General features: G+C 71.2%; 11 protein-coding genes and 1 tRNA gene. 4 read left to right on the forward strand and 8 right to left on the reverse strand.

Features of this window, described 5'->3' with window-relative positions; all coding sequences use genetic code 11:
- Positions 1 to 22 precede the first annotated feature (22 nt).
- On the reverse strand, positions 23 to 610 hold the full coding sequence (locus ACVN90_RS07070) for a GNAT family N-acetyltransferase (protein ID WP_475101428.1): 588 nt from the start codon (positions 608 to 610) through the stop codon (positions 23 to 25).
- Between the two features lie 131 nt (positions 611 to 741).
- On the opposite strand from ACVN90_RS07070, the gene ACVN90_RS07075 reads away from it, so the two are divergent.
- Positions 742 to 815: transfer RNA gene (locus ACVN90_RS07075), tRNA-Pro, on the forward strand.
- A 73-nt stretch (positions 816 to 888) separates the two neighbouring features.
- Here the strand turns inward: ACVN90_RS07075 and panD are convergent.
- On the reverse strand, positions 889 to 1,275 hold the full coding sequence (panD, locus tag ACVN90_RS07080) for an aspartate 1-decarboxylase (protein WP_475101429.1): 387 nt from the start codon (positions 1,273 to 1,275) through the stop codon (positions 889 to 891).
- Positions 1,276 to 1,385: 110 nt separating this feature from the next.
- Between panD and ACVN90_RS07085 the strand changes: the two genes are divergently transcribed.
- Genes ACVN90_RS07085 through ACVN90_RS07095 form a run of 3 tightly spaced genes read left to right on the forward strand, consistent with a single transcriptional unit; the run spans position 1,386 to position 6,935 of the window.
- Positions 1,386 to 2,861 carry a DUF3375 domain-containing protein gene (locus ACVN90_RS07085; RefSeq protein WP_475101430.1) on the forward strand — a complete coding sequence of 492 codons (1,476 nt, stop codon included), beginning with the start codon at positions 1,386 to 1,388 and terminating at the stop codon, positions 2,859 to 2,861.
- The gene (locus ACVN90_RS07090) at positions 2,854 to 3,588 is read left to right on the forward strand and encodes a DUF4194 domain-containing protein (RefSeq protein WP_475101431.1); all 735 of its coding nucleotides are present in this window, start codon (positions 2,854 to 2,856) and stop codon (positions 3,586 to 3,588) included. Before ACVN90_RS07085 ends, ACVN90_RS07090 begins: the two co-directional genes overlap by 8 nt.
- Complete coding sequence (locus ACVN90_RS07095; RefSeq protein ID WP_475101432.1) at positions 3,585 to 6,935, forward strand: ATP-binding protein; 3,351 nt, start codon at positions 3,585 to 3,587, stop codon at positions 6,933 to 6,935. The genes ACVN90_RS07090 and ACVN90_RS07095 overlap by 4 nt, the downstream gene beginning before the upstream one ends.
- 9 nt (positions 6,936 to 6,944) lie before the next feature.
- On the opposite strand, the gene ACVN90_RS07100 is transcribed toward ACVN90_RS07095, so the two are convergent.
- Genes ACVN90_RS07100 through ACVN90_RS07125 form a run of 6 tightly spaced genes read right to left on the reverse strand, consistent with a single transcriptional unit; the run spans position 6,945 to position 14,798 of the window.
- A complete protein-coding gene (locus ACVN90_RS07100; RefSeq protein ID WP_475101433.1) occupies positions 6,945 to 7,544 on the reverse strand; it encodes a GNAT family N-acetyltransferase in 600 nt (199 codons plus the stop codon).
- A complete protein-coding gene (locus tag ACVN90_RS07105) occupies positions 7,541 to 9,643 on the reverse strand; it encodes a penicillin acylase family protein (RefSeq protein ID WP_475101434.1) in 2,103 nt (700 codons plus the stop codon). The genes ACVN90_RS07100 and ACVN90_RS07105 overlap by 4 nt, the downstream gene beginning before the upstream one ends.
- A 4-nt stretch (positions 9,644 to 9,647) precedes the next feature.
- Entirely contained in the window at positions 9,648 to 11,435 is a 1,788-nt protein-coding gene (locus tag ACVN90_RS07110; RefSeq protein WP_475101435.1) for an IucA/IucC family protein, read from the reverse strand.
- A complete protein-coding gene (locus ACVN90_RS07115) occupies positions 11,432 to 12,019 on the reverse strand; it encodes a GNAT family N-acetyltransferase (RefSeq protein ID WP_475101436.1) in 588 nt (195 codons plus the stop codon). The genes ACVN90_RS07110 and ACVN90_RS07115 overlap by 4 nt, the downstream gene beginning before the upstream one ends.
- The gene (locus ACVN90_RS07120) at positions 12,016 to 13,329 is read right to left on the reverse strand and encodes a lysine N(6)-hydroxylase/L-ornithine N(5)-oxygenase family protein (protein WP_475101437.1); all 1,314 of its coding nucleotides are present in this window, start codon (positions 13,327 to 13,329) and stop codon (positions 12,016 to 12,018) included. The genes ACVN90_RS07115 and ACVN90_RS07120 overlap by 4 nt, the downstream gene beginning before the upstream one ends.
- The gene (locus tag ACVN90_RS07125) at positions 13,326 to 14,798 is read right to left on the reverse strand and encodes a pyridoxal phosphate-dependent decarboxylase family protein (protein ID WP_475101438.1); all 1,473 of its coding nucleotides are present in this window, start codon (positions 14,796 to 14,798) and stop codon (positions 13,326 to 13,328) included. Before ACVN90_RS07125 ends, ACVN90_RS07120 begins: the two co-directional genes overlap by 4 nt.
- Between the last annotated feature and the right edge of the window lie 112 nt (positions 14,799 to 14,910).

The raw sequence follows: 14,910 nt of genomic DNA on the forward strand, positions 1-14,910 counted from the left end.
CCGGGTCGTCCGCAGCGCGGGGTCAGCTCGCGAGATCGAGCGACACGATCGCCAGGTGCGGCTTCGGCCGCGCTACTTCGCGGAACCCGGCCTCTTGGAACGTCGACAGCACACCGTGGAACAGCTCGTTGGAGGGGATCTTCTTGCCCGCGTCGGGGTCGAGCGGGTACGCCTCGATCACGCGGGCCCCGCTCGTGCGCGCGTAGTCGATCGCCGCGCCGAGCAGCTTCGCGTTGAGACCCTGGTTGCGGTGCTCCTTGCGCACGACGAAGCAGCTGACCGCCCAGACGGATTCGTCGTCCCACTGCTCTTCGGAGGCGCCGGTGAAGTTGCGCGTCCGACCGAGGCGGACCTGCTTCGTGCGCGGGCCGATCCGCACCCAGCCCGCCGCCTCGCCGTCGACGTACGCGATGAGCGCCGGGGGCAGGCCCGCGTCCATCTCGTCGCGCAGCAGCCCCTCGCGCTCGTCGAGCGTCGTCTTCTGCCACTCGGCGTTCGTGATCATCCACCACTGGCACTGGCAACTGCGCCCGTCACCGCCGCCGCTGAGCGCGTGCTGCGCGTCGTCGAATCGATCCGCGGTGGCCGGTGCGATGGTGATGTTCGTCATGCCGCGACGTTAATGCGCCCCACCGACATGCTGAAGCGATCAACGGATGCCACGCCCGGGCAGGCGTCGGGTCGCGAGGCCTCCGCGGAGCGGGTAGGATGGGGGAGTTGTCCACGCGAAAGCGGGGCCAACGGGATGTGGCGCAGCTTGGTAGCGCACCTGACTGGGGGTCAGGGGGTCGCAGGTTCAAATCCTGTCATCCCGACGAGAAAGTCCCGGAAACCGAACGGTTTCCGGGACTTCGTCGTTTGCGGTGCCGACGGCCTCGACGACCGCCGTCACCCCGCGGTCGTCAGAACGCGCAGAACGGTGTTCGCCCGCGCGCCGGGCGTCGACTCGTCGATGTTCACCACGATGGGCTCGTGCTCGAGCACCTCTTCGCGCTCGTACTGCGCGTACGACATCACGATCACGATGTCGCCGGTGTGGACGAGGCGCGCGGCGGCGCCGTTGATCTGCATCACGCCGGTGCCGCGCTCGCCGGCGATCGTGTAGGTCTCGAAGCGGGCGCCGTTGTTGACGTCGACGACGTGCACCTGCTCGTGCTCGACGATGTCGGCGAGATCCAGGAGGTCGGCGTCGATCGTGATCGATCCGACGTAGTTCAGGTCGCTGCCGGTGACGGTGGCGCGGTGGATCTTGGACTTGAGCAGGGTGCGACGCAAAGCGAACTCCGTGGGGATAGTGGATCGAGTCCAATAATACAACCGACCCCGACCGCCTCCCGACCGCCCCGAATCGTGGTCTCGTGGCCGCCGCAGGTAGTCTGGAAGCGATGGGGAACACTCGTGCCGAGGCGGCATATCTGCGCTCGCTCGCGGCATTCAGAACCCCCACCCTCGATCTCCTCCACGGTCGCTACGCGCCCTTCGTGGTCGCGGCTCTCTCGATCGTGTTCACGGTCGATCGCCCCTCGATCGAGATCTCCGACGCGCACGCCGAGGTCGCCGAGATCCTCGACGAACTCCGCGCGGCGGGCTACGACGAGGGCGACCGCACCCTCCCGGTCGGTACCGCCCGCGAGATCTGCCGCTACTGGGTGCGCGTCGGCTGGCTCGTGCCGCAGATCGACGGCGACACCGAGGTGTACCGCCTCACCGCGCATGCGGTCGGCGCTCTCGAGATCACCGGCCGCACCGCCGGCGGACGGACCCGCGTGTCGAACTCGCGTGTCCGCACGCTGCTCGAGGCAGTCGAGCGCCTCTCGGATCACGCCGAGACGGATCCCGCCGTGCGGATGGCCCGGCTCATCCAGGAACGTGACGCGCTCGACGCCGAGATCGCCCGCCTCGAGCTCGGCCAGTCCGAGCCGATCGACGACGAGCAGCTCCTCGAAGAGGCCGAGAACGTCCTGCACCTCGCCCGCGAGCTGCCTGCGGACTTCACCCGCGTCGCCGAGTCCATCAAGGCGATGCAGCGCGACGTCGTCGCCGATCTGCGTCGTGACGTCCGGCCGACCGGCGAGGTGCTGCGCGAGTACCTGCAGCGCGGGCAGCACGTCATGCAATCCACCGCCGAGGGCCGCGCCTTCGCCGGCGCACTGCGGCTGATCGGCGATCCGGAGCGCATCGACAACCTGACGGAGCAGCTGCACACGCTGCTCGCACAGCCGTTCACCCGCCTCATGGATGGCGAGCAGCGCAAGGAGCTCGACGCCATCGGCCGCAGGGTCGAGCTCGGCGTCGAGGAAGTGCTCACCGCTCAGCGCCGTGCCTCGCGCGTGATCACCGGACAGGTCCGCACGCACGACCCGATCCGCGACCGCCAGGTCGACGACCTGCTGCGTGACGTCATGTCGGGTCTGCAGACCTGGACCCGCAGCTCGTCCTCCGACGCGCCCGTTGAGCCGCTGCGCAGTCTTCCCATGGCCGACATCGGGCACCTCCGACAGTCGGTGAGCGACATCCGTCCTCCCGGCGCGCCTGCTCCGCTCACCAGCTCGGACCAGGACGCGGAATTCACGGATGCTGACACCCGCGCGTGGGGCGGACCCCGGTACGCCGAGCTCGAGGCCTATGTCGCGGGTCTCGGCGACGAGTTCGACCTGGGCGACGCGTTCCAGGGCGCGGACGACGACGCCCGCCGCCCGGTGGACCTCGTGGGCCTCCTCGAGATCGCCCACCGGAACGGCATGAGTGAACCCGGCGAGGTGTCCGTCGTCGAGGCCCTCCGCCCCGACGGCACGACGCGACGATTCGCGTTCGGATCCGTGACCGCCCGCACCGCGAAAGAGGAGTCCCACGATGACTGAGACCGCCACGCAGGCCGATCTCGAGGCAGGCGATCTCGACGCCGCCGTCGTGGAGGACGCTGCCGCGAGCGAGGCGTTCATCGCTCCCGCCGCGATGGAGGACGACCTCGACGAGCTCTTCCCCGGCGACCGCGGCGTGCTGGATCCGGCCGTGCGACGCGTCTTCGTGCACGTGCTGCAGCGGCGGTTCCTCCTCGCGGACCGCAATCGCGACGAGTGGACCGTGTTGCTCGACAACCAGCAGATCATCGAGTCGCGCCTCAACGATCTCTTCGTGCGCCTGGTCGTCGACCACGACCGCGGCGTCGCGTACAAGCAGCAGGTGCGCTCCGACGAGCTCGAGATGCCGATCCTGCTCCGGGACGCCCCCTACACCCGCTCCGAGACCCTCGTGCTCGTGCACCTGCGCACCGTCTATCAGCGCGAGTCGGCGGCGGGGGAGCCCGCGGCACGCGTCGATATCGAAGACGTCGAGCAGACGGTCATGAGCTACTTCGTCGATGCCGACGGCGACACCGCTCGCCGCCAGCGCTCGATCCGCAAGGCGATGGACCGGCTCGCGCGCGACGGCATCGTCGACGAGGAGACCACGGGCCGGTTCCGCATCAGCCCGCTCGTCGAGATCGTGCTGAGCGCAGAGAAGCTGCGCGAGCTGCGGGACTGGCTTCGCAGGCAGGGTCCGCTTCCCGATCTCGAAGACCCCGAACTCGAGGAGGCCGCGCTGTGACGATGCTCGACACGCTGTTCGGGCTGATTCCGGCGGCATCGCGCGGGCAGCAGTGGCTGGCCGAGGACCTGCAGCTCGTCAACTGGGGCGGCTACGACGGGGCGCACCGCGTGCGGTTCTCGCCGGAGGCCACCCTGCTGTGCGGTGGGTCGGGGTCAGGCAAGTCGACGCTGATGGACGCGTACATCGCGCTCATGATGCCCCACACGACGCCGTTCAACGGCGCGTCGAACGGGGGAGTGACGGGGCGTCCGCGCGGCGACGAGCAGCGCAACATCCTGTCGTACGGGCGTGGCAAGCTCGACGAGTCGCGCACCGAGGACGGCACGAAGATGCGTGTGCTCCGCGGCGACGGCGAAGACACCTGGACCGCGGTCGCGGTGACGTGGATCGACCACGACGGCACCCGCTTCACGGCGGTGCGCGCCTGGTACATCCCGGCCGGTGCGCGGGTGCTCGAAGACACCGTGCGCGTCCGCGCGACGACGGACCGCGCGTTCGACCTGAGCTCGCTCGAGCAGGCGGCTGCCCTGCGCCTCTCCGACCTCTCGATCCGCAACGCCGGTCTCGATCCGGTCGGGACCGACCGCGAATTCTCGGCGCGGCTCCACGCGGTGCTGGGGATCGGCGCGGCCGGGGCGGGGGCCAAGGCGATGAGCCTGCTCGCCCGCATCCAGGCCGGTCAGCAGATCACGACCGTCGACGACCTCTACAAGCGTCTCGTGCTCGAGGAGCCCGAGACGATGACCACGGCCGACGCCGTCGTCGCGCACTTCGACGGTCTCGAGAGCACGCGTACGCGCATGCTGACGGCGCGCCAGCAGGTGAGCGCGCTCGAGCCGATCCGCGACCTGCGCGAGAAGATCGCGGCGGCGATCGAGCGCGTGCAGCTCATCGACGAGGTCGGCGAGTTCTCGGACCCCGCCTCGCTCGCGACGCTGTGGCGCGCCGACCGGCGGCTCGGGCTCCTCCGCGAGGTCGAGACCGAGCTGCGCGACCGCAAGAACGCCGCCGACACCTCGCTGCGCGAGAACCGCGCGCTCGCCGACGCCGCCGAGGCGGAGCGTGACGGGCTCGTCGAGGTGCTGCGGCTGTCGGGTGGCGATCGCCTCGAGACCGCTCAGCGCGAGCTGCGCGAGGTCGAGCGGCGGCTGACCGCGACGCAGAGCAGGCGCGCGGGTCTCGAGGCAGACCTTCGTGCGATCGGCAAGGAGGCGGCCACCCACGCGGAGTTCGCCGCGCTCGTGGACCGCGCCCGCGAGACGCTCGCCGACCGTGACGCGAAGGGCGGCGCCCGCGCCGAGTTCGCCGACGCGATCTCTGCGGAGAAGTCCACCGCGCGCGAGCTCGCCGAGCTGGAAGCCGAAGTGCGACGCGCGACCGGGCTGCAGGGCAACATCCCGCGGGCGCTGCACGAATCGCGCGAACTCGTGGCGCGCGCGGCCGGGATCGAACTCGAAGACCTGCCGTTCGTCGGCGAGCTGATCGAGGTGCGTACGGAGTTCGAGCCTTGGCGGGAGGCCTTCAATCTCGCGCTGGGCGGTTTCGCCACGACGCTCCTCATCGACGTCGAGCACCTCGGGCGATTCCGTACGGCGATCGATTCGGTGCGCACGCCGGTGCGGCTGCGCTACGAGGGGGTGCACACCGGACTCGACGAGGTGGATCGGCGCGACACGACGACGCTGCCGGGACGCCTCGACTACCAGAGCACGCCGTTCACCGGCTGGCTGCAGGAGCGCCTCGACGACCGGTTCGGCTTCGTGTGCGTCGACTCCGCCACAGGCCTCTCGCGCCACCGCATGGCGTTGACCCTTGCCGGCCAGATCTCGCAGGGCAGCCGTGGGGCGCACGGCGGCCACGGCCGTGAGAACGTGCTCGGATTCTCCAACGACCGGCGGCTCGCCGACCTCGCGCGGCAGCTCGACGAGGCCCGCGGCCGGCTCGCACTCGCAGCGGAGAATCGCAAGCGGGCGGACGCCGCGCTGGATGCCGTCGACGCTCGCTTCGCGGTGTACGCCAAGCTCCGCGACCTCACCTGGGAGCAGGTCGACGTCGACTCCGTCACGGCCGAGCGAGACCGATGGCTCGCCGTGCAGGACGACGTGACGGCATCCAACCCCGAGATCGCCCGCGTGCAGGGGCAGATCGCCGCTGCCAAGGGCAAGGCGGCGCGGCTGCGCGAAGAGATCGCGCGCACCACGGTCGAGCGCGAGCAGATCGAGTCGCGATGGAGCGACGTCATCGACGACGTCGACTCGGATCAGACGGTCGTCGATGCCGCGGAAGACGCGGGACGGATGCTGAGCGCCGACCAGAACGCCTTCCTCGATGACCGATTCCGCCTGACGGAGACCTCGCGGCCGGTCAGCGCGTCGGACGCGCTGGCGGCGTTCGTCGCGGCGCTCACGACGGCCGCGCAGCGGCTCGCCGAGGATCGCCGCGCGGCGGCCGACGCGCTCGAGCAGCAGCGTGACAGCGTGCGGCGCATCATGGTGAGCTTCCTGGAACGCTGGCCGAACCCGAACCTGCTGCCCGACGCGGACGCGTCGATCGACGACTTCGAGCGCATCCTCGAGGCGCTCAGGACGAGCGGACTGCACGAGCTCGAGGCCGAGTGGCGCGACAGCCTCCTGAAGCTGTCGGGCAACGACCTCACCAACCTCGACTCGACGCTGAGCCGGTCGATCCGCGAGATCCGGGATCGCATCGAGCCGATCAACGAGATCATGCAGGACCTGCCGTTCTACGACGACGACCACCGCCTGCAGATCACGACGCGCGAGAACCAGTCCGAGGCGCGCCGCCGCTTCCGCCGTGAGCTGCGCGAGGTGCGCGCGCTCATCGAGGCGGCGTCCACGGACGACGAGCGGGAGCAGGTCTACCGGCGCATGTCGAAGCTGATCGGCCACCTGCGGCGCTCCGCCCCCGACTTCGGCGACCTCATCGATGTCCGCAACCACGTGCGCGTGAGCGCCGAGCGCGTCGACGCCGAGACGAAGCAGCACGTCGCCCTCTACGACCACATCGGCGAGAAGTCCGGCGGCGAGTCCCAGGAACTCATCGCGTTCATCGTCGGCGCGGCCCTGCGCTATCAGCTCGGCGATGCCGGCGCCGCGCGCCCGCGCTACGCGCCGGTGTTCATGGACGAGGCGCTGATCAAGGCCGACGCCCACTTCACGAAGCGTGCGATCGGTGCGTGGCGCGGCCTCGGCTTCCAGCTCGTGATCGGTGCGCCGAACGACAAGTACAGCGCCATCGAACCGCACGTCGACGTCGAGTACGACATCCTCAAAGACACCCGTGGCCGCTCATGGGCCAAGCCCAAGGTCGGCCTGCGCAGCTGACTGCCGCGGTCAGGCGCTGCCCGACTCCCACGCGTCACGCGTGAGGAAGGCGAGCTGCCCCGACTTGCCGGGCAGCTCGACCTGCGGGCCGAGGCTGAACCCGAAGAGACGGGCGCGGGCGACGGCGCGGTCGTTGCCCACATCGGGCTCGATCACGATGCGGTCGACCGCGGGCTGTGAGAACAGGAACCCGGTGAGGACGTGCGCCACTCGCGTGGTGAAGCCGCGCACCGGTGCGCCGCGGTCGCCGAGGAGGAAATGGATGCCGACATCCCCGGCCTGCGCGTCGTACACCTCGCCGAGCGGGTCGTTCTCGGGCTCGTAGGTCTGCAGCAGCACGATCGGAAGGCCGTCGCGCCGGATCAGGAACGCGTGATGGGTCGACAGGCCGTCGACGTACGCGTACAGCTCGCTGAGCTCGGGGGCGGTGAGCTCGGCGAGGCCCCAGAAGCGGGCCGTCGGGGCCGTCACCCAGCGGTGGATCACCTCGAGGTCGGCGACGGGGTCGAGCGCGGCGATCTCGATGCGGCCGAGCACCGGGTCATCGGCGGTGTGCACGACGGCGCCGGCGGGGCCGCTCACGAGGCGGTCTGTGGTGAGGGTGGTCATGAGGTTCCTGTCGGCGCGTCGGGTCGGAGGCGGGCCCAGTCGGTCACGACCTTCGCGGGCCGGACCTCGGACCACCCCGCGAGCTGGTCCGAGAAGTGGGGTGAGGCGGGATCGCCCGCGGCGCCGAACGGCACGCTCCACAGGCTGTTCTCCCGGTCGGCCAGGTCCCACGCCCAGCGTGCGACCGAGCCGCGCCACGCCCGGTCTGTGATGCCGGGGGTCGAGCCTGTGCACCGCACGGCGTCGCCGTCGCCCGACAGCGGCACGTCCAGGCGCGCGCCGGGATCGATCGCCCCCGGCACGTCGGCGAGCACGTGCACCGGAAGAAGGCGATGCGTCGCGCCCCACTCGGCGGCATCGGCGGCGTCGTCGAGCGCGGCCTCGACCAGCGCGCCGACGTCGTCGCGCAGCGCGGGGTGGGCGAGCAGCCGCGCCAGCGCCGCGGCGACCTGGCCGGTGACGCCCAGCCAGGGGTCGAAGATCGCGCCGAACCCGTGCGGCGCGTGCAGTGGCCGCAGCGCCGGGTGCGCGGCCACCCGCCGCACGAGGGCGGCTCGCCATGCCGCGAACATGCCGGCGGCGACGGATGCTGCGTCCATCCGTCCGTCCCATGCCAGCAGGGTGTCGCGCACCGCCGCTGCCGGCGGCGACAAAGCCCCGCGCGGTACGAACGGGAGCAGCGCGGCCGCCGAACCGCCGGCGGTGTCGCTCCAGATGGGCGCGAACTCGTCCACCGATCGGGGTCGCAGCTCCTCGAGGAGCTCGCCGATGCGATCGGCCCGGTGCGGCGACGAGTACGCCCACCCCAGGTCGATCTCGGCGCGCCTCGGCCGTTCGTTCGCGTCGACCGCCACCTCGGCCACCGTGAGTGGGCGCGCGCCCGCTCGATCCGTCCCCGTCTCCACCGTCTCGGCTCGCAACGGCAGTCGTCGTTCGGCGCGCGGGCGGTCCGGCGTCACCCCCACCGTCGCCGACAGCACCGCACCGTCGCGGTCCGATGCGAGCACGCGGTTCACCGGATCGACCCATCGCCCGAACGCGGTCAGGACATCGGCCGCCGACCGCGCTCGCAGCAAGCCGAGCAGCGCCCCGGCGCCGAGGTCGGCGTTCGCCCGCGCGGGCATGCGCACGCTCCATCCGACCAGCTCGTCGCCCTCGGCCCGGAGCTCGGTCACGATCGTGCCGCGCTCCGTCTCGAGCGCCTCGACCTCGACGGGGCCACCGCCGCGCACGCGGATGACCGAGCGGTCGACGTCCACGCCGCGCCAGCCGTCCGTCCCGAGCGCCTCGTAGCCGCCGGGCACCCGTCGCAGCCGCTCGCGGAACACGTCCACGCCGTGCGCCATCGCGTTCGTCACGCCCCACGCGGCGTCGCCGGTGTGGCCGAAGTGCGGCACCCCGGGCACGCCGGGGAACGCGAGACCGACGACGTCGAACTCGTCGCACGCCAGCCGCACTTGCTGGTAGACGCCGGGCAGCTCGAAGATGCGGTGCGGATCTCCCGCGAGCAGAGGCATCCCGCTCGTCGTTCGCGAGCCGTGCAGCGCCCACGCGTTGCTCCCCGACGTCGGCAGCGTCTCGTCGCCGCCGTCGCCGTACCCCGCGAACACATCGACCCACGAGTCACCGAGCGTCGCGGCGACGTGCTCGCGCCACAGCGTCACCGGGAACGTCGAGAACAGCGCGTGCGCGACATGCAGCACGCCGAGCGGGTCGTGGTCGGCCCACGGCTCGAGCGGTCGCGTGTCGCCGAAGACCTCGTCGAGCGCCCCGAACTCGGCTGCACCCGCACCCACGTCGGCCATGCCACGCCGCACCCCGACCGCGTAGCGGGTCACGAACGCGCGGGTCTGAGCATCCGTCCCCGAAAGCGCCCGGTGGGCGGTGTCGTCGAGCCGTGCGCGCCGCGCGAAGACGTCCCACGCCACACCGGCTTCGCCGATAAGCTCCGACAGCCGCCCCGACGCACGCAGCCGGTCGACCTCGATCTGCCAGCCGCGGTCGCGGGCCGTCACCTCTCCCTGAGCCTCGGCGAGGTCCCCGACGTCCGTCGCGCGGAGGTGGGGGATGCCGAGGCCGTCGCGATAGACCTCCGCCATGACGTCAGACTCCCACAGACTCCCGCAGCGCAGCCGAGCCGACGCGCGAACGTGCGACCGGGTTCGACAGCGTGCCCGCGTACATCAGCGACGCCGACTGGTTCGTCAGGTCCACCATCTGCAGCGTGTTGCGCAGCTGCAGGCGGTTCAGGCACGAGTGCGCGAACGCGTCGGCGCGCAGATCCACGCGGGACTCGATCCACGGATGCTGCGCCGCGTGCTCGTCGATGATCTCGGCGGCGATCCGCCAGAACTCGCGCTCGGGCAGCGTCCCGTCGGTGTGCAGGATGCCGGCGAGGTGGCGCAGCACGCCGTCGAACACGTCGGTGAAGATCGCGAGCGCCTTCTCCTCGTCGTCGACCGGCGACACGACCCGGCGGACGTCCTCCGGCACCAAGCGGTCGGCGAGCAGCGCGACCTCCTCGCCGATGTCTTTCATGAAGACGCCGGTGGGCACGTGCTCGTCGAGGATGAGGATGAGGTTCTCGCCGTGCGGCATGAACGCGAGGTCGTGCGCGAGCAGGCAGTGCACGAGCGGGCGCAGGTAGACCCGCAGGTACGCGCGCACCCACGTCGTCGCGTCGACCCCCGATGCGCGCACCAGCGCCGTCGCGTACGAGCGGCCGCTCGCGTCGCGGTGCAGGAGCGAGGCCATCGTGGCGAGTCGCTCGCCCGGCGCGATCAGCGGCACGGGGCTCTCGCGCCAGAGCGCGGCGAGCATCTTGCGGTGCGCCGACGGCGCCGGGGTGCGGTGGTAGGCGTCGCCGGTGTACCCGATCGACGCGCGCTCGCGCAGCACGCGGAACCCCGAATCGCGCAGCGTGGCGTCACCGGCGACGAGCTCGGCGACCCAGTCGTTGATGGCGGGTGTCACGCGCATGTACGCCGGCGACAGACCGCGCAGGAACCCCATGTTCTGCACCGCCAGGGCCGTCTTCACGTAGTGCCGGTCGGGGTGCGTCGCGTTGAACATCGTGCGCACCGACTGCTGCGCGCGGTACTCGTCGTCACTCTCGCCGATCAGCACGAGGTCGCAACGGGCGATGTCGGGCGCGAAGGTGATCGCGATGCGGTTCTCCCACTGCCACGGGTGCACCGGCAGCAGGTGGAAGTCGGCGGGGTCCTCGCCGAGCTCGGCCAGGCGCTCCGCGAAGCGCGCGTGCTCGGCGGGCGAGAGCTCACCCGACAGGAGGGATGCCTCGTCCAGGCCTGCGCCGACGGCGAGATGCGAGTGCGACCGGCGCGCCGCGAGCCACACCATCCGGAACGGACGGCCCGCTTCGGGGGAGTAGGCGGCGTGCGCCGAGACGCCGAAGCCGATGCGCCCGTTGTTCGCGACGAACCCGGGGTGCCCCTCGGTCATGGCGGACTCGATCGTCTGGAAGTCGGCGGCGAGCAGTTCGTCGGCCGAGGGCCCGGCCTGGGCCAGCTTGAAGGCCGCGCTTGCGAGGGTCGACGCGATCTCCTCGAGGTAGATCGGCAGCAGCTGGTCGGAGAGGCCCAGCACCGGCTGCAGTTCGAGGATGAACGCCTGCGCGTCGAGCTCGGCGGGCTCGCCGTCCACGAGCCGGCGCAGGCTCGCCTCGTCGACGACCCAGTGCTCCAGCTCGGTGCGGACCGCCTCGAACCGGTACTGCGCGTCGGCGTCCGGCACGGTGACGCGCCAGCCGCCGACGACGGGTTCGGGAGAGAGCAGTCGCTCGTGGCTGAACTCGGCGATCGCCTTGGCGACGAGATGCCGCTGGGCGTAGGCGAGGTGTGCGGGGGAGAGGTGGGCAGCGGGGGCGGTCATGCGAGGATCCCTGTTCGTGCGAGTGCGGGCGCCGCGGCGGCGGCGAGTTCGGAGCGGGCGTAGTCGTCGTGCGTACACACCGACAGCACCGCGGTCTTGCTGTGATCGCCCTCGTCGATCGAGACGTAGCGCAGCTCTATGAAGCCGGCCCGGAGGTTCTTGCGGCGGATGCGGTCGTTGCGGGCATCGGGCTCGACCACGACCCGCTGCGCGCCGAGCTCGTCGAAGCACCACGCCATGACCGCGGCGAAGACGGCGTCGGTGAGGCCGTGGCGCGGTTCGCCATCGGGCGGCGCGATGAGCACGTGCATGCCGAGATCGCCCGGGAGCGGATCGTGGATGCCGCGCAGCAGCACCTGCGCCGGGTCGTATGTCTCCGCGAAGAAGGTCGGGACACCGTCGACCAGGCCGAGCCACGCGTCCTGGTTCGGGTCCGCGACGACACCCGAGAGGTAGTCGCGCACCGCGGCGACGTCGAGGTCGCCCATGCCCCAGAAGGCGGCATGCGGATCGGCGAGCCACTGCTGCAGCATGGCGGCGTCGCGCTGGGGGTCGGCCCGGGCGATGGCGGTCGCGAGCGTCATCGGGCGGCCCCGACTGTCGCCGGCACGTCGGCAGGCACTCCGAAGTCCTGGAAGGCGATGCGGCGCTCGATCGGGTAGACCTCACGACCGGTGATCGAGGAGAGGATCGACGAGTTGCGCCACGCGCCGAAGCCGAGGTCGGGCGCGGTGAGACCGTGCGTGTGCTCCTCGCCGTTCTGGACGAACACCCGCCCGCGCCCGCCGTCGACGCTGTAGTCGCGCGCCACCGCGAGCCGGCCGAGCACGTCGTGATCGAGGCGGTCGGCGATCGGCGTCAGGAAGGGCGGCGTCTGGGCCGCGTAACCGGTGGCGAGCACGAGGGACGCGGTGTCGCGCGCATGCTCGCCGTCGATCTGCGCGTGGCGGAGCTGCAGCCGGTACCGGGAGCCGTCCCATTCGGCGGCCGTCACCTCGGTGTCGGTGAGCAGCGTCGTCGGCACGGCGCCGTCCGCGCTCAGCCGGTAAAGGGTGTCGTAGATGTCGTCGATGAGGTCGGCCGAGATGCCCTTGTACAGGCTCCGCTGCTCGCGGCCGAGGTGCTGCCGGATGCCGATCGGCAGCGCGTGGAAGTGGTCGGTGTACTCCGGCGACGTCATCTCGAGCGTGAGCTTGGTGTACTCCATCGGGAAGAACCGCGGCGACCGGGTGATCCAGTCGAGCCGGTACCCGCCGTCCCGCGCGCCCTCGAGCAGGTCGCGGTAGATCTCGGCCGCGGACTGGCCGCTGCCGACGACCGTGATCGAGCCCGATGCGCGCAGCGCGTCGCGCTGGTCCAGGTACTCCGAGCTGTGGATCACCGGGCCGTCGAGCCCGCGGAGGGCGGGCGGGATGACCGGTTGCGTGCCGACGCCGAGCACGACGTGCCGCGCGCGCAGCTCGCTCTCCTCACCGGTGTCGGTGCGCATGGCGCGCACGACATACACGTCGTCGGCGGGGTCGTGCTCGACGGCGATCACCTCGTGGTTCCACCGCAGGTTCGGCAGCTGCCCGGCCGCCCACCGGCAGTACGCGTCGTACTCGGTGCGCAGCGCGTAGAAGCTCTCGCGGATGTAGAAGGGGTAGAGCCGGCCCGTCTGCTTGAGCCAGTTCACGAACGAGAACGGCGACGTCGGGTCGGCCATCGTGACGAGGTCGGCGAGGAACGGCACCTGGATCGTGGCGCCCTCGATCATCATGCCGTGGTGCCAGCGGAACCCGTCGGCGCGGTCGAGGAACACGGCGTCGAGCCCGGTGGGCTCCGCCAGGCACGCCAGCCCGAGGTTGAACGGGCCGATCCCGACGCCGACGAGGTCGTGCACGTGTGCGGTCATGCGGACGCCTCCGCACCCGCGAGAGCCGCGTCGAACTCGGGCGCGATGCCGGCGAGGGTGGTGGCGGCATCCTTCACCATCGCGAGGATCTGACGGATGTCGTCGATCGTGGTCGCGGGATTCAGCAGCGTGAGCTTGAGGCACGGTCGCCCGTCGATCACGGTCTTCGCGACGAGTGCCCGGCCCGACTCGAACAGCACGCGCCGGACGCCCGCCACGAGGGCGTCCTGCGCCTGGTCGTCGACGCCTTGGGGGCGCACGCGGAACAGCACGGTGCTGAGCTGCGTCCGGCCGACGAGCTCGAGCTCGGGATCCGCGGCGATCTCATCGCCCACCGCCACCGCGAGATCGATGACCGTGTCGAACATCTCGCCGATCCGGTCGGCGCCGAGCGCCCGCAGCGTGACCCACAGCTTCAGCGCGTCGAAGCGGCGCGTGGTCTGCAGCGACACGTCGACCTGGTTCGGCTCGTCGTTCTCGAGCGGGTTGAGGTAGTCCGCGTGCCAGGCTCCCGCCGCGAGGTCGCGCGGCTCGCGCACCAGGATCGCGCTCGACGACACCGGCTGGAAGAAGCTCTTGTGGAAGTCGACGGTCACCGACCGCGCGCGCTCCACGCCCGCGAGCAGGTGCCGGCGCCGCGGCGACACGAGCAGTCCGCAGCCGTAGGCCGCATCCACGTGCAGCCAGACGCCGTGCTCGTCGCAGACGTCGGCGATGGCGGCGACCGGGTCGATCACGCCGCGGTCGGTCGTGCCGGCTGTCGCCACGACAGCCATCGGAAGACGACCGGATGCTGCGACCTCGCGGATCGCGACCGCCAGGGCGGCAGCATCCATCCGTCCTTCGCCGTCGTCGGCGACCTCGACGACCGCGTCGTCGGCGAGGCCCAGCAGGAGCGCGGACTTGCCGACGCTGAAGTGGCTCGACGCCGTGGCGAAGATCACGAGCCGCGCGAGGGCGCGCGGCCGGGGGAGCGGCGTCGTGGTCAGCGCGGCCTCGCGCGCCAGCAGCAGCGCGTGGAGGTTGGACTGCGTGCCGCCTGAGGTGAAGACGCCGCCGCCGTGGGTGAAGCCGACGCGCCGGGTGATCCATGCGATGAGGCGACGTTCCATGAGCGTTCCGATGGCGGACTGGTCGTACGTGTCGACCGACGTGTTGACCGCCGCGAGCACGGTCTCGGCGGCGACCGCGGGCAGTGCGACCGGGCAGTTGAGGTGGGCGGCGTAGGCCGGGTGGTGGAACCACACGGCGTGCTCGAGGAACAGCCGGTCGATCTCGCGGATGGCCTGGGACGAGCCGATTCCGTCGCCATCGAGGGCCACGCCGTCGACGAGCGTCTGCAGCTCGGCGCGGGAGGCGCCCGAGAACGGCTGCGTCGTCGTCTCGAATCGATCGGCGACCTGCGACGAGGTCTGTGCGATGAGGGAGCGGTAGGCCTCAGCGGTGGGGCGCGTTAGCAGGTCGAGCACGGGGAGGGCTCCTTCTGTTAGGTTTGCCTAGCCTAACTAAGTCGATCTCCGAGCGTGTGTCAATGTGCGGGCGTAACAGTTCTCCCCGTATTCATGGACCGCATCCAACAAT

Source organism: Microbacterium sp. F01, from assembly GCF_056156365.1.